The organism is Stappia albiluteola, from assembly GCF_014050225.1.
In the GTDB taxonomy this organism is placed as follows: Bacteria; Pseudomonadota; Alphaproteobacteria; order Rhizobiales; family Stappiaceae; genus Hongsoonwoonella; species Hongsoonwoonella albiluteola.
Window position 1 is genome coordinate 140,740 of record NZ_JACFXV010000048.1, and the last position, 20,575, is coordinate 161,314.

Genomic DNA, 20,575 nt, shown 5'->3' on the forward strand with positions numbered 1-20,575 from the left:
ATGCTACCCGCGAGTCATTTCCAAAAGGTTGGCAAGTTGGTCATAGCCATCCTCCAGACTCGTCGCTTCTCCTTTCCTTTGCGTTAAGTACATTTCGAGCGGCTCGTGCCGCTGTATCGCCTCGTCCACCGTCGGCTCCGTGCCCTTGCGATAGGCACCAAGGCGGATCAGTTCCTCCATATCGGTGAAGGTCGACATCAGCTGACGCGCCTTGCGCAGGACCGGGATCATGTCGTCCGGCACGCAGCGCGGCATGGTGCGCGATACCGATTTCAGTACGTTGATCGCCGGATAGCGGCCTCGCTCCGCAATCTGCCGTTCCATCACGATATGGCCGTCGAGAATGCCACGCACCGCGTCGGCCACCGGCTCATTGTGATTGTCGCCTTCCACGAGCACCGTGAAGAGGCCGGTGATGGATCCCGTGCCGACCTTGCCTGGCCCAGCCCGCTCCAGCAGGCGCGGCAGCTCCGTGAACACCGTTGGCGTATAACCCTTCGAGGTTGGCGGCTCGCCGATCGACAGGCCGATCTCGCGCTGCGCCATGGCGAAGCGCGTGACCGAATCCATCATGCACAGCACGTTGCGACCCTCGTCGCGGAAATATTCCGCGACCGACATCGTCATATAGGCGGCCTGGCGGCGCATCAGCACGCTTTCGTCGGATGTCGCCACCACGACGACGGAACGCGCGAGACCCTCCTCACCCAGATCGTCCTCAATGAATTCCTGCACCTCGCGGCCGCGCTCGCCGATCAGGCCGATCACCGCCACGTCCGCCGACATGTTGAGGGCGATCATCGACATGAGCACCGATTTGCCGACACCCGAGCCGGCGAAGATGCCCATGCGCTGGCCTTGGCAGCAGGTGACGAACGTATTCAGCGCCCTGACGCCGAGATCGAGAGGTGGGCCGACGCGGGCGCGCTCGCCGGCGGCGGGAGGCGAGGCACGCAGCCGCCTCGGCTCGCTCCCAGATGGCAGCGGTCCCTTGCCGTCGATCGGTTCGCCCATCGCGTTGATCACCCGGCCGAGCCACCCCGTGCTCGGATGCACCACGCTCTCGCGTTGCGCCAGCACCGCGCGGCATCCCATGCGCACGCCTTCAAGTCCTGCGAAGGGCATGCAAAGTGCACGGGCGTCGCGAAATCCGACGACCTCGGCATGGACCGGGTCGATGCCCTCGCCGACCTCGATGCGTAAAAGCGCGCCCACACTCATCTCGTGCACCGGCCCCGCGACTTCGACCAGAAGGCCCTGCACCGCCACGACACGGCCATAAATCTCGATCGGCATCAGTGATTCGATTTCCGCAAACAGCGGATCCATTGGCCTCATCCCGTGATCCGAATCATCTGGTTAATGGTAACCTATCCTTTACTAGTTTGGTTAATCGTAAGCCGGAGGGTCTTGGATGGATGGTGAATGCATCCTGGGTCCGCGCGAGAAGGCCGAATGAGTCGATTGAGTCGGTTACGCCGATTCCCTAAAGTGGAACTTGAAGAATTTACGGATGTCTTTTCCGTTTGTTTTTCAAGAGTTTGGGAAAAATTCTCGATCTTGTTCGATCAGCTCTTGCAGGTGTGAATCAGATTTTGTTAACCATTTTCTCAGAGGATTGAGTCGTGGTTAACCGCAGTCCTTTGCACCGGGAGCGACATGCCGGCGCGGCTTGCCCAGGATAGGCAGTAAAGGGGATTGGCATGCGTGTATTGTTGATTGAGGACGATGGCGCCACGGCGCAAAGCATCGAGTTGATGCTGAAGTCCGAGAACTTCAACGTCTACACGACAGATCTTGGCGAGGAAGGCATCGACCTCGGCAAGCTGTACGATTACGACATCATCTTGCTGGATCTTAATTTGCCGGACATGTCCGGTTACGAGGTCCTGCGCACGTTGCGCGTTTCCAAGGTCAAGACCCCGATCCTGATCCTCTCCGGCCTGGCCGGCATCGAGGATAAGGTTCGCGGCCTCGGTTTCGGCGCCGACGACTACATGACGAAGCCCTTCCACAAGGACGAACTGATCGCCCGCATTCATGCGATCGTCCGTCGTTCCAAGGGCCACGCCCAGTCGGTCATCAACACCGGCGACCTCACGGTCAATCTCGACACCAAGACTGTCGAGGTCGGCGGCCAGCGCGTGCATCTGACCGGCAAGGAATACCAGATGCTGGAGCTGCTTTCGCTGCGCAAGGGCACGACGCTGACGAAGGAGATGTTCCTGAACCATCTCTACGGCGGCATGGACGAGCCCGAACTCAAGATCATCGACGTCTTCATCTGCAAGCTGCGCAAGAAACTGGCGACGGCAACCGGCGGCAAGAACTACATCGAGACGGTTTGGGGCCGTGGATATGTTCTTCGCGAACCGGAAGAGAAGGCCGCCTGACGGTCGGTTTCGACCGGGAATCGAGATCCGGAATTTGCATGACCCGCCGGCTACTGCCTCCGGCGGGTTTTTGCGTTTCAAGCTCGTTGTTCGCGCGCCTCGGAGTCCGGGGCCTCAGCATGTCCCGCCGGCTTATCGCCGCTGCAATCCCCTCTCCTGTCCCCGTTCGCCTGCCATGCGCCGAAAGAACATTCTCAGTCCGGATGCGGACCGAAAGGAACGGAAGTGGAGCGTAGAAAGCAAAAAATCATCGCCTGCTGCGACGAAGCAGCCGCGCCGACGAAACGGGACCGGCCGCCCCCTGTTCAGGCCCGGCCGGCATACCGCATTCGATGAATGACTGACGGAAGCGGCGCTCCTCAGCGGCCGGCGAGCCCGCCGCCGATCGCCGCAAAGCGCGGTGCGGTCACGGGCGCCATCGGCCTAGCCAGCGACTGCTTCGGCTGGTAGAGACCGCGCACGCCGGCCACCGGCTGGAAGGCATCCGTCAGGCCGACCACGGTTTCCGCGGCGCCAAGAACGAGATACCCGTCGGACGGCATCAACTTGGCGATCTTCTGCAGAATGTCGATCTTCGTCGCCTGATCGAAATAGATCAGAACATTGCGGCAGTAGACAATGTCGTGCTCGCCGATCGTCGCGAAGCTTTCGAGAAGATTGAACTTGCGCCATTTCACCATGGCGCGCATGTCCGGGTTGATCTGCCAGAGCTCACCCTTCTGGGTGAAGTATTTCAACAGCATCTGGATCGGCAGGCCGCGCTGGACCTCGAACTGGCTGTAGATACCGGCCTTCGCCTTGTCCAACACTTCGCTGGACAGGTCCGTGCCGAGTATGTCGAAGGACCAGCCCGCCACCTTGCTGCCGGCTTCCTTTAGGCACATGGCCAGCGAATAGGGCTCCTGCCCGGTGGAAGCGGCCGCACACCAGATCTTGATCCGCCGGCGAGAAGCGCGCGACTTCAGCAGTTCCGGCAGCATCGTGTCGCGGAAATTGTCGAAGGGCGTCTTGTCGCGAAAGAAGAACGACTCGTTCGTCGTCATCGCCTCGACGACACTCACCTGCAGCGCGTTGGAAGCAGGACGCTGGATGGCGGCGATCAGATCGCTGAGCGAGGCAAGGCCCGCCTTTCGGGCGACCGGCAACAGCCGACTTTCGACCAGATATTGCTTTTCGTCGGAAAGCACCAACCCGGATTGCGTCTTCAGGAAACGCTTCAAGAACTCATACTCTGAAGGGGTCACCGGATGCCTCCGCTCAAAATGCGTGCAATTTTCGGCCCGATTTCGGCAAGCGGAAGAATGTCGCTGCAAAGGCCTGTTTGGGCAGCCGCACCGGGCATGCCCCAGACGACGCTCGTAGCCTCGTCCTGTGCAATGATGCTGCCGCCGCCGGCAGAGATCGTCTTCACACCCGCCGCGCCGTCGTGCCCCATCCCTGTGAGCACCACTGCGAGCGTCGCGGAACCGAACACCTTGGCAACGCTGTCGAAAAGGGGATCCACCGCCGGCTTGCAGAAATTGACCGGCGCATCGTCCGTCAAGCGGGCGATCGCCTGGCCGCCTTCCTTGTCGACGACGAGATGCCGTCCGCCCGGCGCGACATAGATATTGCCGGGCTGCAGGATTTCGCCGTTTTCCGCCTCCTTGGAGGGGCGTAGCGCGGCCTTGCCCAGATGCTCGGCCAGGATAGCCGTGAAGGTCGGCGGCATATGCTGGGTAACGACCACCGGCACCTGGCGGATCGCGGTGCCAATTTCACGCATCAGTTGCTGCAGCGCCTGCGGGCCGCCGGTCGACGAACCGATGGCGAGCACCCGCGGCCTGACCGCCGAATAGGGCTTCGTGGTGAGAAGCGCAGCCGGCTTGCCGTAGGCGCCAACGCGCGGCGCGGCGGGCTGGACCGGGCGCCCCAGGGCGTCCGCCACGGCCGTGCGGCCGGCGCCGGTCTCCGCCCGCATCGGCCTCGCGCCGCCAGCGGGTCCCCTGGTGCCGCGGTGACGGGCGCCCAGGGCCTTCACCTTGTCGATCAGTTCCCGGCGAAAGTCGAGCGACGTTGTGACCTCGCTGGAGGTTTCCGGCTTCGGGATATAATCCTGCGCGCCGAGCGACAGGGCCCTCAGGCTCACTTCCGCGTTGCGGCGGGTGAGCGTCGAGGCCATCAATACGACGAGGTCGCGCTTCTTGCGAAGCATCAGGGGAAGCGCCGTCAACCCGTCCATTTCGGGCATTTCTATATCGAGTACGACGACGTCCGGGTTTGAGCGTTCGATATCGTCGACCGCGAGCTTTCCATTGCGATGGGACGCTACAAGCGACAAGGCCGGATCGCTTTCCACCCAGCGTCCGAGCAGGCCGCGGATTACGACCGAATCGTCTACGACCATCACACGGATCTTGTCAGTCGCGGAGCTCAGGGGCACGGCTTTCGCTTCACTTGCCATTATCATTTCTCTTTATCCGACAAGGTGATCAGATCAGGCCGACTTCCTGGAACTTCGCTTCCACGATCTCCTTGTCGAAGGGCTTCATGATGTATTCGTTGGCGCCAGCGCGGATCGCCCGCGTGATGTGAGCGACATCGTTTTCCGTCGTGCAGAAAACGACGACGGGCTTGTCTCCGCCGGACTCGTGACGCAGCGTGGTCAGGAATTCCAGGCCGTCCATGACCGGCATGTTCCAGTCCAGAAGGATCGCGTCGGGCATGCTCGTCCGACAGGCTTCCAGCGCCTGCTTGCCGTCCTCCGCCTCCGAGATGCTGAAGTCGAGATCTTCCAGGATTCGCCGTGCAACCTTCCGGATGACGCTGGAATCGTCCACCACCAGACAGTGCTTCATTTGCCAGTGCTCCCGCACATCGCCCGCGGGCGATCAGTTTTCTGCGATCAGGCCGCCGCCAGAGGCTCGACCATGGCGCCCAGCAGGCGTTCCACGTCGAGAATGACCATGAGTTTGCCGTCCAGGCGATGAACTCCGCCGGAAACCTCCGCCCAGCGCTTGTCCAGGTTCGATGGATTGGCTTCGCGGGAATCGGCGCTCAGCGTCAACACCTCGCCGACCTTGTCGATGACGAGCCCATAGGATTCGCCCTTGTGCTCGATGCCGACCGCCATCATCTGCGTGTCTTCGCGCGGCGGCAGGTGCAGGCGGCGGCGCATGTCGATCGCCGTCACGATACGTCCGCGCAGGTTGAGCACGCCGGCCACCTCGGGCGCCGCCAGGGGCACCCTGGTCACGCTCTCCGGCACGAAAACGTCATGAACCTGGGAGATCGGCAGGCCGAAGAGCTGCCCTCCGATTACGACGGTTACATACTGGATGGTTTCGCCGGCGATTGCCGTAAAGGATTCGTTCTTCTTCATGCCGCAATTCCCAATTCACCGGAGAACACGTCCTTGAGGGCAGCGATCAGGCCCGGGCGGTCGAACTTGGCCACGTAGTCGTCGAAGCCCGCCTGGCGGCCCCGCTCGATCGACGCCGGCGTGACAACCGCCGACAGGGCGAGGATCGGCATCTTGCGGAAGCGGGCGTCGCGTCGCAGCGCCTCGCAGAATTCGAAACCGTTGATTTCCGGCATCTCGATATCGCTGACGATGGCGCTGTAGACGTCGCCGTTCTCCAGCAGTTCGAAAGCCGCCTGGGCGCTCGGGCAGGCTGTGACGTCGTAGCCAGCCGCCTTGAGAACGGGCGTCAGCATGTTGCGGAAGAATGCGCTGTCGTCGACCAGCAGGACCTTCTTGGTCAGCGCGGAGATGTCGAGTTCCTTGCGCATGAACCAGTCGTCGAAGGCCTGCGGCAGGTAGAAGCCGAGATCGATGATCTCCGTCGCCTTCTCCTTGATGATGGCCGATCCGAGGACACCCGGCCGTTCCGAGCCAACCTCGATATTCATGCGATCCTCGACGATATCGACGATCTCGTCGACAACAAGGCCCATGGAGCGGCCCGCATCGGAGAAGACCAGCATCGGCTGGGTGCCTTCCGCGCGATGGGTCTGGCCCGGATCGATATAGACGAGCGGCATGAGGGCGCCGCGATACTGGACGAGATCGCGTCCGTTGGAACGCTCGATCTTGGAGACCTCGAACTCCTCCAGGCGCGTGACGAGCGAGAGTGGCACCGCCTTGGGTTCGGGCGAGCCGGCGCGGAAGAGCAGCATGGAAATCGCCGAATGGCCTTCCACGGCTTCCTGGATGCCGTCATCGCCGCCATTCGCCATTTCCTCGGCGATGGCGCCGGAAGCGTGGCTCGCCATGGCGCTGGCCACCCCGTTCGGATCGATGATCATGATCACCGAGCCGTCGCCCAGGATGGTGTTGCCGGAGAACATGGTCAGGTTGCGCAACATGGTCGACATGGGCTTGACGACGATTTCCTCCGTATGGAAGACGCCGTCCACCACCACGCCGAAGGTCTGGCTGCCGACCTGCATGACGACGATGAAGCCATTGTCCTGATCGAAACTCGCATCCGCATCCTTCGCCTCGGCGATGCCGAGCAGATGGGAGAGATGGACGAGCGGCAGCAGCTTGTTGCGCAGGCGCAGCACAGGCGTGTCCTTGATGCGTTCGATGCGGTGCTCGGAGTTGGTCTGCACGCGCACCAGCTCGACCACGGAAAGCTGCGGGATCGCAAAGCGGTCGCCGGAGGCCTCGACGATCAGCGTCGACACGATGGCCAGCGTCAGCGGGATCTTGATGATGAAGCTGGTGCCGCGACCCTGGGTGGAGCGCAGGTCGACCGTCCCCCCGATCAGCTCGATATTGTTGCGTACCACGTCCATGCCGACGCCACGGCCCGAAACGCTGGTAACCTGGGCGGCGGTCGAGAAGCCTGCGTGGAAGATGAAGCGGAAGATCTGCTGATCCGTCATCTTCTCCAGTTCGGCCTCGCTGGAAAGGCCGCTCTGGATCGCCTTCTTCTTGATCTTCTCCACATCGAGGCCGCGACCGTCGTCCCTGACCTCGATGATGATGTGGCCGCCTTCGTGATAGGCCGAAAGGGTGATGGTGCCCTTTTCCGACTTGCCTGCCTTGCGGCGGTCAGCCGGCATTTCAAGACCATGGTCGGCCGAGTTGCGCACCATATGCGTGAGCGGATCCTTGATCAGCTCCAGCACCTGGCGGTCAAGTTCGGTATCGGCGCCGATCATCTCCAGTTCGATCGGCTTTTCCAGTTCCTGGCTGAGGTCGCGCACGATGCGCGGCAGCTTCTGCCAGGCGTTGCCGATCGGCTGCATGCGGGTCTTCATGACCCCTTCCTGCAGCTCCGCCGTCACGTTGGACAGGCGCTGCAGCGGCACCTTGAATTCGGAATCCTCGTGGCGGCGGACGATCTCCAGCAGCTGATTGCGGGTCAGGACCAGCTCCGACACCATCGTCATGAGGTGTTCGAGCGTCTCGACGGCGACGCGGATCGTCTGGTTGGAAACGCCGCCGGCCGCCGACTTGGCTTCCTTCTTCTTTTCGGCCGGCACTTCGGGCTTGGCTTCGGCCGGCTTGCGCGCCACGGAGATCGGCTGGGTTTCCGCTTCGAGCTCGGCATCGAGCTCGCTTTCCTCGTCGATCACCTTTTCTTCCGGCAGCTCGATCTCCATCGAGGTTTCGCGGAAGGCGCGCTCCAGATCGTCAAGCGATACCTCGCCGGGACGCAGGGGGCGCTCCAGGATCTGGTAGACCAGTTCGCCCTTGGCGACGCTCTCGTCCTCCGCCTCCTCGGCCGCCGGCTCCTCGCTACCGTCGGCGGCAAGCGCCATGCGCTCCAGCTCGTGGATCAGGTCCTCGTCGGAGCCTTCCGGTTCAGCGCCGGCATTGGCCTCAAGCTCGGCCAGGATCGCCTTAATGCGGTCGATGGAGCTGAGGATCAGCGACACCGCTTCCGGCGTCACCTTGGCACCGTCGCGGAATTTACCCATCAGCGTTTCGCCGGCATGGGCGAGCGCCTCCAGACGGGGCAGGCCGAGGAAGCCGCAAGTTCCCTTGATCGTGTGAACGAGCCGGAAAATATTGTCGAGGATCTTGGCGTTGTTCGGCTCTTGCTCGAACTTCACAAGTTCCACGTCGACGACGTCGAGGCTTTCGTTCGTTTCAGTTAGGAACTCGCTGAGGAGATCATCCATAGCCATACTCACCCGACTGGTTACTGAACGGGCTACCGGAAAGCGGACCGGTCGCTCCAAACTCTTTCGGGGAGTGTGGCCTTCAACAGTTAAGATAGGTTGAAACGAATTTTGTTTTTCGTGTTCGTCTTGCGCGTTCAGCGTGCAGTAATGAGAACTGTATCTTCTTGCTTAACGACTTCTAAATCCATCCCGGAATCTCTTGCAAGTAGCAATGTATAGGCGGACTGCACCGAGTGCGCGTCGATGCGCTCCGGCTCGCCGCCAGCCAGGATTTCGGCCACCACCGCAGGTACCTTAGCGTAACCTCCAGTTGCCCGAAGCATGAAGACGGGGGCTTCCGCATCCCCTTCCATTCCGACGGTGATCGTCCCGCCGCGCGGCACGCACTGATTGGCGATCAGGATGAGGTTGAGCAGGAGCTTGACCTTGTTCTTTGCCATCAGCAGGCGCGGCACGTCCCAGGCAATGTCGGCCTTCTCGTTTTCCAGGAAGCCTTCCGCCACATTGCGCGCGTCGCCGAGATCGATCTCGGAGCCGGCGGAACCGGCCGCGCCGAAGGCCAGGCGGGCGAACTGCAGCTTGGCCGAAGCCTGGCGCGCGCTCTTGCGGATCAGGTCCATGGCGAAGTCGCGCATATCCTCGTTGCCCTCCTCGTCGAGGACCTCGAGACCGTTGGTTATCGCGCCGACGGGGGAGATGATGTCGTGGCAAACGCGGCTTGCCACGAGCGCGGCAAGGTCGAGAGCGGAAAGATCATCAATCAGCGACATGGCATCCCCCTTGGACCGCGACGGTACCGGACGGCTTTGCTTCAGGCCCGTCACGACCCATCCTGACAATTTGGAACGGGTTGGCGAAGTCGCACGCCGTCCCGCCCGGGCAAGTCGGTTCCGGCCCGTAGCCCCGCCGGCCGCCCTGGCCCGGAGGGTTCCGCGCTTCGGCTCCGATTCGAAACCCGCCCAAGGGTTACACTTGCCTTCCTTCGATGCCAAGCCGGAAGCCGGGCGGGAGCCGACTGCTATTTCAGGGAGCAGCCCAATTGGTCCGCCTGCTGTGCGGCAGCGGCCAGCAAGACATCCGGGTTTGCCAGGAACAGGAAGCGGTTGACCTCGGAGTAGAACAGAAACAGCCGCTGCCGGAAGAGGGCGAAGATAAGCGCATTGCCGGTGGTGGCGTAGCCTTCGGCCAGCGAGTAGGGATCGCAGCCTGAAAATTGCGGGGCATAGACGGCCGGATCTGCGACGAAAGCCGCCCGGTTGCCCTCGTTGACGAAGACCCAGACGGCGCCCTGCCAGCGGAATTCGAAAGCGAGCTTCCCCGGCACGGCGTCGTGATCGATGAAATAGGCGACCGGATCGTTGCCGGAAAGCGCATAGCCGGTTGCCGGATCTGCGGCGAATGGCAGGCCCTCGGCCTGCAGCCGGGTGCCCGGACCAAGGCTCAAAAAGGCCAGAAGCACGGCGCGCCACAATTTTCTCATCGGAATTGGATTACACTTCCACGCTGATTCGTTTCAAGGCCGGCTTGCGGGGCCGGAAAGGAAATGCAGGAATGAAGCAACGGACAGGAGTCCAGATGTCACGCCTTTTCCAAGCGGTTTTCGGCGCACTCGGCGCCGCGTTTCTTGTTCTCGCGGCAAGCGGTGCCAGCGCCCAGCAAACGCCCGAGACCTACAGCCAGAATGAGCTGGTGGACGCGGGCCACAAGTTCTTCGGGCAGATTTCGGGCGGCCTCGCCTCGGTCATCGAGAATGCGGTGAAGAACTACGGCGAGCCGAACGGCTATATCCTCGGCGAGGAAGGGTCCGGCGCGATTGTGGCCGGCGCCCGTTACGGCGAGGGCCAACTCTACACGCGCAACGCCGGCACGCACAAGGTGTTCTGGCAAGGGCCGTCGGTCGGCTGGGATTTCGGCGGCGACGGCGCGCGGGTGATGATGCTGGTCTATAACCTGCCATCCACCAATGCCATCTATCGCCGCTATATCGGCGTCAACGGCTCGGCCTATCTGGTCGGCGGTTTCGGCATGACCGTGCTTTCCAACAGCGACGTCATCGTGGTTCCGGTGCGTTCGGGCGTCGGCGCGCGGCTCGGCGTCAATGTCGGCTACCTGAAATTCACCGACAAGCCGACCTGGAACCCCTTCTGAGTCCGAACGGGCGGGCCCGGCGCGGCGCAACCGGCCGGCTCCGCGGTGGATGATTTTCCGTCAATGCGTTTGTCAAGGCGACCTCGTGTCGGGTAATCAAGGTATTAGTCAGCCATCCGGCGGATCGAACGCGGTGTACCGACTTGATTGAAGCGCTCATGTACGCATCGCTCGGCTTCTTCATTGCCGGGCTCCTGGCAATCGCGGTCATCCCGGCGATCTGGCGGCGCGCGGTCCGCCTCACCCGCAAGGCCGTCGAGGCGACCACGCCCATGACGCTGAGCGACACCCGCGCCGAGATAAGCGCGATCCGCGCCGCCCATGCCGTGGACTACCGGCGGCTGGAAAAGGTCGCCGAGGGACTGCGGGCGGAGCTGACGGAAAGCCGGATCGCCCGCGACCGCGCGGCCTCCTATGCGAAGACCGTCGCCTCGGCGCAGGATATCCGCGAGGACGAATTGCGCGAGACGCTGGCTCGCAACGAAGAACAGGCGCGCCGGATCGCCGAGCTGGAAGCCCAGGTGGCTGATTTTTCCGACCAGGTGCGGGAACTGGAGCGGGAGATCGAACGCCGCGCCGCGGACCGCGAGGCAACCGCCGGCACGGCCCCGACCGGGGAGGCCCGGCATGCGGAGCCGGTTCTTTCGCCGGAAGTGGCGGCGACGGCAAACGCCGCATTGCTGGCGGAAATCACGTCCCTTGAATCCGAAAACGCATCGCTGCGCGACAAGCTGAAGAAGGCGGAGGAAACCCTCGCCGCGGCGCAAGCGCAAAGGCGGGAAGCCTCCGTTCCGCTTACCACGGACAGGGCGCTTCGGGAGCAGCAGAAATCGCTGGACAACAAGCTCTTCGACATGGAGGCGCGCTACATCGCGGCCCAGGCGGAGATCACCCGGCTGACGCTGCAACTGGAACGATACGAATTCGACGACGGCGAGGCTGAAAGCGCCAGTCGCAAGGACGATCGGATCGCGCAGCTGGAAGCTTCGAACGAAGCCCTTCGACGGAGCATCGAGGCGAAAGCGGCGGCAACGGATGATTTTTCTCTTCTTCGCGAAAAACTGAAGGATGTCGCTGCGGAGCTGACGGCAGGTCTTGCGGACGAGGAGGACCTGCGTCCGCTCGACGAGACATTGCCCATTGCGGCGAATGAGGATGACGGCAGCCTGGCCAGTCGCATTCGGCTTGTACGCAGCCGGCTTTCGGAGAATTCCGACAGCATCGCGGCGTCGGCCACCAAGCGCTGAAACGGCATGTCGCCTGCCGGCGGTCTCGAAATATGACGCAATTGCCGCTCGCGGACATTATCGATAAAATTTATTAGAATTTAAAAATACTAAAGACCCTGCATGCAACGTTGAGTTTGCAGCATTTCCAGTCTGGAATCCTGAAAACGATCGCTTGACCTAGCGTGAATACACATTCCAGGACCGGGAATTGTCTCCCTTTGGCGTAAAACTGCTTGCCGTCGACGCGAGTTTCCCTTCAATTTTCATATTTCCATAAATATGGAACCAGCTCCCGCAAAATATAGTCCATAGAATATCACCGACTCCCCCTGACAAATTTCTTTGCAAGATCGCGGTCAATAACCGAGCTATTCACCAGTGCAATCAAAACTAACGTTTTTTTAATACCGGCACATCAATAGTGCAGTGGTTGTGAGGGGGATTACTTATCGTGATTGATGCGCTTGTTATTGTGGATGACAATTCTTCACCGCGCGGGGTTGCAGCTGCGCTTCCCTACATCTGCAGCGCGTTGGTCATTCCCATCTCGGCCTTCTCACCCGAGCTCGCGCAGGACGCCCGCATGCTGGTGTTCGACCTGAACCTTGGCGTCAGGGATAACGTGCTGTTCTTGCGGAGCGTCTTTTCCGGCCTGCCTGACAAGCCGAAAATCGTGTTCACCTCGCGCAGCGACCGGCATGAAGTGGTGCAGGCCTGTGCGGTTGGCGGCGCGACGATTCTTGGCCGCGCCGATTCCAAGAACATGCTCAACCTCACTGTCCGGCAGGTTTTCCGCAATCTCGGCGAGGACTTTACCGAAGGCGGGAGCGAATCCACCGCTACGGCGGCGCGCCAGGCGGCAAACCTTTACACCGATATCACCCAGGCCGTTCTCAACGAGGAGCCGCTGCCCCGGACCGCCGCGGCCAATTCCGCCGTTTCGATCGTCGACGCCGTTCGCGGCGATGGCATCGATTCCTGGCTCGGCCTCGTCCAGCGTCACCACAGCCACACCTATTGCCATTCCATGATGGTCAGCGGCTACGCCGCCGCCTTCGGCGACGCGCTCGACCTCGACGACGAGACGGTGCGCATCCTCACGCTTGGCGGCCTGCTGCACGACATCGGCAAGGTGCGCATTCCCCTGGCCATCCTCGACAAGCCGGGGAAGCTTGACGACGCGGAGATGGCGCTGATCAGGAAGCACCCCGAGCACGGACTGGAAATCCTCTCGGCGCAGAAGGGCATCGACGCCCGCATAATCGAGATCACACACAATCATCACGAGATGCTGGACGGATCGGGCTATCCGCGCGGCCTGCGGGACGACGAGATTTCGCCGCTCGTGCGCATGCTGACGATCTGCGACATCTTCGCGGCGCTGACCGAGGAACGCCCCTACAAGGAGCATTACTCCCGCCGCGTCGCTTACTCGATCCTGCTGGACATGGGCGGTAAGCTCGACAAGGCACTGCTGAAGCTGTTTCGCCCTGTCGCCTTCCAGAGTGAGTTCGGCGAACTCAAGCGTTCGAACCCGAGAAGCAGGGCGACCTCGAACGCCGAACAGGTAGCCCGCCTCATCTCCACGAGCTGAGCGGGCGAGTCGCTGCTGAATTTGCGATGATTTCCTGTCTGAAGCGGCCTTCGGCACGGACCATGTCGACGCACCGGATTGGCACCCCCAAGGGGACTCGAACCCCTGTTTCCGCCGTGAGAGGGCGGCGTCCTAGACCGCTAGACGATGGGGGCAGCGGCCATCCTTCCGGACAGGTGCGGTTGTTTATCCGCTCGACCGGCGCATTGCAAGCCCCAATCTGCCGGAGGTCTCGCGCCAGTGGATAACGGGGCGGATAACAGGACCGCCGGCGCGAATTCTCACCGTGCCACGAAATCCGTGCGGGCCAGTTGACGGCCCGTCGCCGGGTCCAGATAAAGGAGCGCGCTGGTCGCCCCTTTCCTCACCAGCAGGACGATGCGGCCATCGACGACCTCCATGTCGGCGACCTCCTCGCCCGGCTGAAGCGCCACGGTGGCGGCGAAACTGTCGGGATTGGGCCTTGAAGGCGCCCGCGTGACGCGATAGGCGATCGCAGCGAAGACGGCGATGAAGCCGAGCACCATGATCAGGCTGGAGACGCCAAGCAGTCGCTTGAGCTTGCGCTGCAGGCGTTCGGCGGCCGGATCGAGCGGCGGTTCCTTGTCCTGATCGTTATCGAATGAAGGGCGCGTCATGCAGGACAATTCTCCGGACGATTTCGACTTCGAGGGCGAAGACACCTCGCCGTCCGGCGCCGAACGGGTCGAGGTTACGGTCGCGAGCGGCGAAGCGGGCGAAAGACTGGACCAGTTCCTCACGCGCCACGCCGGGCAGTTGAGCCGCAACCGGGTACAGAACCTCATCAAATCGGGCCACGCCTCGGTCGGCGGGCGCACCATAGTGGAGCCGAAATACCGGGTCAACGAAGGGGAAGCCGTCGCCCTGTCCGTGCCGGAGGCCGCCCCCGCCGAGCCGCAGGCGGAAAACATCCCGCTGAACGTCGTCTACGAGGACGCCCACCTCATCGTCATCGACAAGCCGGCCGGCCTCGTCGTCCATCCGGGCGCGGGAAACTGGACCGGCACGCTGGTCAACGCGCTGATCGCCCATTGCGGCGACAGCCTTTCGGGTATCGGCGGCGTCAGGCGACCGGGCATCGTCCACCGCCTCGACAAGGACACGACAGGCCTCCTCGTCGTGGCCAAGACCGACCTGGCCCATCAGGCGCTGGCCGCCCAGTTCGCCGACCACGGCCGCTCCGGGCCGCTGGAACGGGCCTACAGCGCCCTCGTCTGGGGCGCGCCGAGCGCCTTGAAGGGTACCGTGGACGCCGCCCTTGCCCGCTCCACCGCGAACCGGCAGAAGATCGCCGTGATGCGCACCGGCGGACGGCACGCGGTCACCCATTGGCAGGTCGTCAGGCGCTTCGGCCCCGCCGACAAGGAGCCGCTGGCGAGCCTCATGACCTGCAGGCTGGAAACGGGCCGCACGCACCAGATCCGCGTCCACATGGCGCATATCGGCCATCCGCTGATCGGCGACAAGGATTACGGCGCGGGCTTCCGTACCAAGTCGGCCCGCCTCGGCGAGCCCGCCCGCGCGCTGGTGGAAGGTTTTTCCCGCCAGGCGCTGCATGCGGGCCTGCTTGCCTTCGAACATCCCGAAAGCGGCGAGGTCATGCGCTTCGAGAGCCCGCTGCCCGAGGATTTTTCCAGCCTTGTCAACGCCTTGGAAAACGCCTGATACAAAATGCGACAATCCGGGTCGTGTAATTGACGCAATACATCCTATATTCTCCGGGTCATAATCATGACCGGTGGGCCGCAACGGACACCGACCGGGCATCCGCCACAGGGTCATCGCTTTGACGGGAAAGCGGGACCGGGGATGCAGGGACCAGAGAGGAGAGGGGCGCATACATGGCCCAGAACATACCAGTGCTCACCGCCGGAGAGGGTGGGCTCAGCCGGTATCTCGATGAAATCCGGCGGTTCCCCATGCTTGAACCGCAGGAAGAATACATGCTCGCCAAGCGCTACAAGGAGCATGACGACCCTGAAGCCGCAGAAAAGCTCGTAACCTCGCATCTGCGGCTCGTCGCCAAGATCGCGATGGGCTATCGCGGCTACGGCCTGCCGATTTCCGAGGTGGTCTCGGAAGGCAATGTCGGCCTCATGCAGGCGGTCAAGCGTTTCGAACCGGACAAGGGTTTCCGCCTCGCCACCTACGCCATGTGGTGGATCAAGGCCGCGATCCAGGAATATATCCTGCGCTCGTGGAGCCTCGTGAAGATGGGCACCACCGCCAGCCAGAAGCGGCTGTTCTTCAACCTGCGCCGGCTCAAGGGTCGGATTCAGGCGCTCGACGACGGCGACCTGAAGCCCGATCAGGTGCAGGAGATCGCCACCAAACTCGGTGTGTCTGAGGAAGACGTCGTTTCCATGAACCGCCGCCTTGCCGGCGATGCTTCGCTCAACGCACCGATCCGCGCGGAGGCCGATTCCGGCGAATGGCAGGACTGGCTGGTCGACGAGAGCGACAGCCAGGAATCGATCCTCGCCGACCAGGAGGAGCTCGACCAGCGCCGCAAGATGCTGAGCGAGGCCATGGACGTGCTGAACGAGCGTGAACGCCGCATCTTCGAAGCGCGTCGCCTCGCCGAGGATCCGGTCACGCTGGAGGATCTCTCGACCGAATTCGGCGTTAGCCGCGAACGCGTGCGCCAGATCGAGGTTCGTGCCTTCGAGAAGGTGCAGAAAGCCGTGCGCAAGAGCGCCCGCATGCTGGAACACCGCACCGCCGAGGCGGGCTGACACACTCATGAGGAAAGGCGCAGGCAGCGCGATAGCCCGCACCCTGCACCTTTCTTCCAATTTTCCTGTTCTTGACCTAACGTGAATCCGCCATGGCAGGGTGGAAAGAGGATTCATGAGGGTCTTGCGGCGCAAGCGCTTGCTGGTGGGTCTTGCCGCGGGCCTCGTTCTCGTCGCCGTCACCGCCGTCCGCTCCGCCGATCCCTTCTTCCTGACGGCCGTCCGCGAGATCACCTTCGACGGCATGCAGCGCCTATGGCCGCGCGAAGCCGGGGAAAGTCCCGTGCGCATCGTCGATATCGACGAGGCTTCCATCGCCGCCTTCGGCCAGTGGCCCTGGCCTCGCAACCGTCTCGCCTCGCTCACGGAACGCCTTGGCGAACTGGGGGCGGCGGCCATCGCCTTCGACGTCGTCTTTCCCGAGCCCGACCGCAGTTCGCCCGCGACCGTCACCCGAACCATGGATTTCGGCGGCAGCGAGGAAGCCCTCAGGGCGCGCACCTTCATCGCCACCCTGCCCGACCACGACCGGCAATTCGCTCAAGCCATTGCCGATGCGCCGGTGATCCTGGGCTTCGCGACGCTGGCCCAGCCAAACGACAGGCGCCCCGCGCCGAAGGCCGGCTTCTCCTATGGCGGCCGCAATCCGGTGGAGTTCCTGCCCGCCTTCCAGGGCGCGCTGACAAGCCTGCCGATGCTTGAGGAGCCAGCCTCCGGCAGCGGCGGCGTCAGCCTGTCGATCCAGGACACGTCCGGTGTCGTCCGCCGCATTCCCCTCCTCTTCAACGACGGCGGGCGGCTCTATCCGGGCCTGCTCGCCGAAACGCTGCGCGTCGCGCAGGGTGCTGGCGGCTTTCTCCTGCGCACCTCGAGCGCGAGCGGCGAAGCCGACGGCGGCGTCCCGGCCGTCACCGACATGCGGGTCGGCGCCTTCACCATCCCCACCACCGCGAATGGCGAACTCTGGCTGCATTTCGACCATGACCGGCCCGAACGCTACGTCTCCGCCGCCGATCTCTTCGATCCCGCCAAGGACGAGACGGTCAGGGACGCAATCGACGGTCATATCGTCTTCATCGGTACGTCGGCGGTCGGCCTATCGGATATCCGCGTCACACCGCTCGGCGAACTGGTACCGGGCGTTCTCGTCCACGCGCAGGCAGCCGAACAGGTGATATCGGGCGACTATCTCAGCCGGCCGGATTGGGCCTACGGCCTGGAGATCATCATCACGGCAGCGCTCGGCGCGGTAATTCTGGCGACCCTGCCCTTTCTGGGTGCCGGCTGGACGGCTGCCTTCGGCGCGGGCATCGCGGCCTTCATCTTCGGCGGTGCCGGCTATCTCTTCACCCGTCAGGGTTTGCTGCTCGACCCCGTCTATCCCGCGCTTGCCAATCTCATGGTCTATGCCATCGCCACCGCCCTGCTCTACCTGCTGACGGAGCGGGAACGCCGCTTCGTACGCACCGCTTTCTCGCAATATCTGGCGCCGGAACTGGTCAGCCGTCTCGAAGCCTCGCCCGAAGGCCTGCAGCTTGGCGGCGAGATGCGCGACATGAGCATCCTCTTCATGGATGTGCGTGGCTTCACGCCGATTTCCGAGCAATTGACGCCGACCGAACTCGTCACCTTCCTCAACACGCTGCTGACGCCGCTCAGCGACGCGATCCTGAGCGAGGCCGGCACGATCGACAAATATATCGGCGACAGCGTCATGGCCTTCTGGAATGCGCCGGTGACGATCGAGGATCACGCCTGCCATGCCTGCCGGGCGGCACTCGCCATGCTCGATCTGGTCGAAAGGCTGAATGCAGACGATGCCTTCGGCTTCAGGAAGAACGGCATGTCGACGCGGGAGGTGCGGATCGGCATCGGCATCAACTCCGGCATGGCCTGCGTCGGCAACATGGGCTCCAGCCGCCGCTTCAACTACTCCGTCATCGGCGATGCGGTGAATATCGCCGCCCGCATCGAGGCAAGCTGCAAGGATGTCGGCGCCGAATGCCTGGTTTCGGAAGCAACAAGGGAACTCGCGCCGGATTTCGCCTATCTGGAGGCCGGCGCCATTCCCCTAAAGGGCAAGTCGCAGCCCATCCGCCTCTTCGCCCTTGCCGGCACGCCGGAGATGGCGGCCACCGCCGAGTTCACAGCACTCGCCACCGCCCATGCAGGGCTGATCGACGCGCTATCGTGCGCAAATCCGGCCAAGGCGCAGGCTGCGCTGGCCCGCTGCCAGGAGATCGCTCCCGAACGGCTTTCGAGCTTCTACACCCGTTTCGCCGCCCGGGTTGCGGAGTTGCCGGCCTATCTGCAGGCCGGCAAGTAGGCGTTATCTGATTTCCTTCGCATAGCTCTCGACCGGCACAGCCTCCTTGATCAGGCCATTTTCCTTCAGGAAGGCGGCAAATCGCTCGTAGCGCCCGGCATCGAGCGCCGCCGGCCGCTTGGCGAAGCGCGGCAGTGTGTCGCTCCAGGCACGGCGGTTCAGTTCGTCGTCGAGGTTCGGATAGGCCTCGATGAAGGCGTTCCACGCTTCGTGCGGATGGTTGGTAAGGTAAATGCTCGCAGCCTCGACGGCGGCCAGGAAGCGCGCGTAGCGATCGTCATCCGTCTTGTCCTTGTGGACCACGTAGATGAGTTCGTCGAACACCGGCACGCCGTTTTCTTCCGGATAGAAGGCCTGTGCCTTCTTTCCCTCCAGCTCGATCTGCGTCAGCTCGAAATTGCGATAGCCACCGATCACCGCATCGACCTGGCCCGCCAGAAGTGCGGGCGAGAGGGCGAAATTGACGTTGATCAGCTCCACGTCCTCCACACCAAGCCCCTGCGAGCGCAGCATCTGCCCGAGCATCGCGTCCTCGAAGCCGGAAACGGAGAAGCCGATCCTCTTGCCCTTCAGGTCGGAAAGCGACTTGATCGGCCCGTCCTCCAGCACGATCAGCGAGTTCAGCGGCGTCTCGACAAGCGTGCCGATGCGCACCAGCGGCAAGCCTTCGTCGATCTGCGCATGCAGCGTCGGCTGATAGGAGATCGCGATATCGCCCTTGCCCGCCGCCACCAGCTTCGGCGGCAGGGCTGGATCCGCCGGCTCGATCAATTCGACATCCAGCCCTTCCGCCGCGAAGAAGCCCTTGGCCTGCGCAACGATGACCGGCGCGTGGTCCGGATTGGTGAACCAGTCGAGCAGCACGGTCAGTTTGTCGGCCGCGGCGGCAGGTGTGCTTGCCGCGATCAGCGCCGCCAGCAGGGCGAATTTCAGTCGGAACATCGGTTTCTCCTTGGATGGGAAGGGGGAATACGGAAGATCGGCTCAGTCTTCGCGCTGCCAGGGCACCAGACGGCGCGTCAGGCTGTCCGTGAGGGTTCTCAGGCCCAGCACCATCGCGGCAAGCAGGATCAGCGCGGCGAACATGACGTCGGTCTGCATGCGGGCGTTGCTCTGCAGCATGATGAAGGCGAGCCCGCCCTTGGCGCCGACCCATTCGCCGATGATCGCGCCGATCGGCGCGAAGACGGCGGCGATGCGAATGCCCGAGGTCAGGGCGGGCAGTGCGGCTGGAATACGGAAATGCAGCAGTTCCTGGAAACGCGTGGCGCGATAGAGGCCGGCGAGATCGAGCAGGCCCGGATCGGTTCGCCGGAGCCCGTCGTAAAAGGTGGAGGTGACCGAGAAGAAGATCACCAGCATCGCCATGACGATCTTCGAGGCGATGCCGAAGCCGAGCCACAGCACCAGGATCGGCGCGATCGCGAAGACCGGCAACGCCTGGGTGACAAGGATCGAGGGCAGCAGCAGCCGGCGCATCCCGGGCGACAGGGCCATGACGAGGGCAAGCAGCACGCCGCCCGCGACCCCGCACAGGAAGCCGAGCAGCGTCTCATAGGCCGTGATGCCGGCATGATGGAGCAGGAATTCCCACTGCCCGGCAAAGGCCGCCGCCACGCGGCCCGGTCCCGGCAGCAGGAAGGCCGGAATTTCCAGCGCGCGAACGAGACCTGCCCAGAGCGCGATGAGCAGCGCAGTCGTCACGGCGATCCGCAGCGCCTTCAGGGGAAGAGCGCCGGTCATCGCCGCGATTTCCCGCGCAGGGAACGGACTGTCGTTTTGAAACGCACCAAAGGATCTCCCTCATTCGCATGGTCGAATGCGATCGTGGAGATCCGGGAAAGAAGGCTCGGGTTCCTGTCCCTTCGCCGGCATGACCCGGATCAGGTTCTAAGGGTCCGGCATAGGCCATCTCAGCTCCTCCGGAACGTGCCGCGCCAGGCAGTTGCCCTAGCGCGAAAACACGGTCCGAAAGGAACACCCCTCGGAATTGAGCCGGAGAATGATCG

The 20,575-nt window shown here is 63.0% G+C and carries 18 protein-coding genes, 1 tRNA gene and 1 riboswitch; of the genes, 7 read left to right on the forward strand and 12 right to left on the reverse strand.

The annotated features are described in order from the left end of the window. Positions 1-3 precede the first annotated feature (3 nt). Positions 4-1,329: a flagellar protein export ATPase FliI gene (gene fliI, locus H2509_RS08850; RefSeq protein ID WP_182164426.1), complete on the reverse strand. Its 1,326-nt coding sequence runs from the start codon at positions 1,327-1,329 to the stop codon at positions 4-6. A 374-nt stretch (positions 1,330-1,703) separates the two neighbouring features. On the opposite strand from fliI, the gene ctrA reads away from it, so the two are divergent. Continuing rightward, positions 1,704-2,393, forward strand: a complete 690-nt coding sequence (gene ctrA / locus H2509_RS08855; protein ID WP_182164428.1) for a response regulator transcription factor CtrA — start codon at positions 1,704-1,706, stop codon at positions 2,391-2,393. A 359-nt stretch (positions 2,394-2,752) separates the two neighbouring features. On the opposite strand, the gene H2509_RS08860 is transcribed toward ctrA, so the two are convergent. The 7 genes from H2509_RS08860 to H2509_RS08890 form a co-directional block, all read right to left on the reverse strand. Beyond that, positions 2,753-3,637, reverse strand: a complete 885-nt coding sequence (locus tag H2509_RS08860) for a CheR family methyltransferase (RefSeq protein ID WP_182164430.1) — start codon at positions 3,635-3,637, stop codon at positions 2,753-2,755. After that, positions 3,634-4,842 carry a protein-glutamate methylesterase/protein-glutamine glutaminase gene (locus H2509_RS08865; RefSeq protein ID WP_209001879.1) on the reverse strand — a complete coding sequence of 403 codons (1,209 nt, stop codon included), beginning with the start codon at positions 4,840-4,842 and terminating at the stop codon, positions 3,634-3,636. Before H2509_RS08865 ends, H2509_RS08860 begins: the two co-directional genes overlap by 4 nt. Positions 4,843-4,864: 22 nt before the next feature. Next, a complete protein-coding gene (locus tag H2509_RS08870) occupies positions 4,865-5,230 on the reverse strand; it encodes a response regulator (protein WP_182164434.1) in 366 nt (121 codons plus the stop codon). Positions 5,231-5,277: 47 nt separating this feature from the next. After that, positions 5,278-5,754 carry a chemotaxis protein CheW gene (locus H2509_RS08875; RefSeq protein ID WP_182164436.1) on the reverse strand — a complete coding sequence of 159 codons (477 nt, stop codon included), beginning with the start codon at positions 5,752-5,754 and terminating at the stop codon, positions 5,278-5,280. Further along, complete coding sequence (locus H2509_RS08880; RefSeq protein WP_182164438.1) at positions 5,751-8,510, reverse strand: hybrid sensor histidine kinase/response regulator; 2,760 nt, start codon at positions 8,508-8,510, stop codon at positions 5,751-5,753. The genes H2509_RS08875 and H2509_RS08880 overlap by 4 nt, the downstream gene beginning before the upstream one ends. Positions 8,511-8,647: 137 nt before the next feature. Next, positions 8,648-9,283: a histidine phosphotransferase ChpT gene (chpT, locus tag H2509_RS08885; RefSeq protein ID WP_182164440.1), complete on the reverse strand. Its 636-nt coding sequence runs from the start codon at positions 9,281-9,283 to the stop codon at positions 8,648-8,650. A gap of 248 nt (positions 9,284-9,531) precedes the next feature. Continuing rightward, positions 9,532-9,993, reverse strand: coding sequence for a YHS domain-containing (seleno)protein (locus tag H2509_RS08890; RefSeq protein WP_209001880.1), 462 nt, complete (start codon positions 9,991-9,993; stop codon positions 9,532-9,534). Positions 9,994-10,088: 95 nt separating this feature from the next. On the opposite strand from H2509_RS08890, the gene H2509_RS08895 reads away from it, so the two are divergent. The 3 genes from H2509_RS08895 (at position 10,089) to H2509_RS20955 (ending at position 13,484) form a co-directional block, all read left to right on the forward strand. Beyond that, complete coding sequence (locus H2509_RS08895) at positions 10,089-10,661, forward strand: DUF1134 domain-containing protein (protein WP_182164442.1); 573 nt, start codon at positions 10,089-10,091, stop codon at positions 10,659-10,661. Positions 10,662-10,819: 158 nt separating this feature from the next. Beyond that, positions 10,820-11,908 (forward strand): coiled-coil domain-containing protein, encoded by a 1,089-nt coding sequence (locus H2509_RS08900; RefSeq protein WP_182164444.1) that lies wholly within the window; start codon positions 10,820-10,822, stop codon positions 11,906-11,908. Positions 11,909-12,341: 433 nt separating this feature from the next. After that, on the forward strand, positions 12,342-13,484 hold the full coding sequence (locus H2509_RS20955; RefSeq protein ID WP_182164446.1) for an HD-GYP domain-containing protein: 1,143 nt from the start codon (positions 12,342-12,344) through the stop codon (positions 13,482-13,484). A 79-nt stretch (positions 13,485-13,563) separates the two neighbouring features. On the opposite strand, the gene H2509_RS08910 is transcribed toward H2509_RS20955, so the two are convergent. Both H2509_RS08910 and H2509_RS08915 read right to left on the reverse strand, forming a co-directional pair. After that, a tRNA-Glu gene (locus H2509_RS08910) sits at positions 13,564-13,639 on the reverse strand. 126 nt (positions 13,640-13,765) lie between these two features. Next, on the reverse strand, positions 13,766-14,122 hold the full coding sequence (locus tag H2509_RS08915; protein ID WP_182164448.1) for a hypothetical protein: 357 nt from the start codon (positions 14,120-14,122) through the stop codon (positions 13,766-13,768). On the opposite strand from H2509_RS08915, the gene H2509_RS08920 reads away from it, so the two are divergent. From H2509_RS08920 to H2509_RS08930, 3 genes are all read left to right on the forward strand, one after another. After that, complete coding sequence (locus H2509_RS08920) at positions 14,121-15,170, forward strand: RluA family pseudouridine synthase (RefSeq protein WP_182164450.1); 1,050 nt, start codon at positions 14,121-14,123, stop codon at positions 15,168-15,170. The two genes, H2509_RS08915 and H2509_RS08920, sit on opposite strands and share 2 nt — an antisense overlap. Positions 15,171-15,346: 176 nt before the next feature. Then, positions 15,347-16,240 carry an RNA polymerase sigma factor RpoH gene (gene rpoH / locus H2509_RS08925; RefSeq protein WP_182164452.1) on the forward strand — a complete coding sequence of 298 codons (894 nt, stop codon included), beginning with the start codon at positions 15,347-15,349 and terminating at the stop codon, positions 16,238-16,240. A 115-nt stretch (positions 16,241-16,355) separates the two neighbouring features. Then, a complete protein-coding gene (locus tag H2509_RS08930) occupies positions 16,356-18,566 on the forward strand; it encodes a CHASE2 domain-containing protein (RefSeq protein WP_182164454.1) in 2,211 nt (736 codons plus the stop codon). Between the two features lie 3 nt (positions 18,567-18,569). On the opposite strand, the gene H2509_RS08935 is transcribed toward H2509_RS08930, so the two are convergent. Together H2509_RS08935 and H2509_RS08940 are read right to left on the reverse strand one after the other, a co-directional pair. Beyond that, positions 18,570-19,508: an ABC transporter substrate-binding protein gene (locus H2509_RS08935; protein ID WP_182164456.1), complete on the reverse strand. Its 939-nt coding sequence runs from the start codon at positions 19,506-19,508 to the stop codon at positions 18,570-18,572. A gap of 42 nt (positions 19,509-19,550) precedes the next feature. Then, entirely contained in the window at positions 19,551-20,309 is a 759-nt protein-coding gene (locus H2509_RS08940) for an ABC transporter permease (RefSeq protein WP_182164458.1), read from the reverse strand. 99 nt (positions 20,310-20,408) lie between these two features. Continuing rightward, a riboswitch (TPP riboswitch) is annotated at positions 20,409-20,561 on the reverse strand. Positions 20,562-20,575 lie beyond the last annotated feature (14 nt).

Coding starts and splice junctions, on each gene's coding strand:
- fliI (WP_182164426.1), bottom strand. CDS start 1,329: ATGGATCCGCTGTTTGCGGAAATCGAATCACTGATGCCGATCGAGATT.
- ctrA (WP_182164428.1), top strand. CDS start 1,704: ATGCGTGTATTGTTGATTGAGGACGATGGCGCCACGGCGCAAAGCATC.
- H2509_RS08865 (WP_209001879.1), bottom strand. CDS start 4,842: ATGATAATGGCAAGTGAAGCGAAAGCCGTGCCCCTGAGCTCCGCGACT.
- H2509_RS08870 (WP_182164434.1), bottom strand. CDS start 5,230: ATGAAGCACTGTCTGGTGGTGGACGATTCCAGCGTCATCCGGAAGGTT.
- H2509_RS08875 (WP_182164436.1), bottom strand. CDS start 5,754: ATGAAGAAGAACGAATCCTTTACGGCAATCGCCGGCGAAACCATCCAG.
- H2509_RS08880 (WP_182164438.1), bottom strand. CDS start 8,510: ATGGATGATCTCCTCAGCGAGTTCCTAACTGAAACGAACGAAAGCCTC.
- chpT (WP_182164440.1), bottom strand. CDS start 9,283: ATGTCGCTGATTGATGATCTTTCCGCTCTCGACCTTGCCGCGCTCGTG.
- H2509_RS08890 (WP_209001880.1), bottom strand. CDS start 9,993: ATGAGAAAATTGTGGCGCGCCGTGCTTCTGGCCTTTTTGAGCCTTGGT.
- H2509_RS08895 (WP_182164442.1), top strand. CDS start 10,089: ATGTCACGCCTTTTCCAAGCGGTTTTCGGCGCACTCGGCGCCGCGTTT.
- H2509_RS08900 (WP_182164444.1), top strand. CDS start 10,820: ATGTACGCATCGCTCGGCTTCTTCATTGCCGGGCTCCTGGCAATCGCG.
- H2509_RS08920 (WP_182164450.1), top strand. CDS start 14,121: ATGCAGGACAATTCTCCGGACGATTTCGACTTCGAGGGCGAAGACACC.
- H2509_RS08915 (WP_182164448.1), bottom strand. CDS start 14,122: ATGACGCGCCCTTCATTCGATAACGATCAGGACAAGGAACCGCCGCTC.
- rpoH (WP_182164452.1), top strand. CDS start 15,347: ATGGCCCAGAACATACCAGTGCTCACCGCCGGAGAGGGTGGGCTCAGC.
- H2509_RS08930 (WP_182164454.1), top strand. CDS start 16,356: ATGAGGGTCTTGCGGCGCAAGCGCTTGCTGGTGGGTCTTGCCGCGGGC.
- H2509_RS08935 (WP_182164456.1), bottom strand. CDS start 19,508: ATGTTCCGACTGAAATTCGCCCTGCTGGCGGCGCTGATCGCGGCAAGC.
- H2509_RS08940 (WP_182164458.1), bottom strand. CDS start 20,309: ATGACCGGCGCTCTTCCCCTGAAGGCGCTGCGGATCGCCGTGACGACT.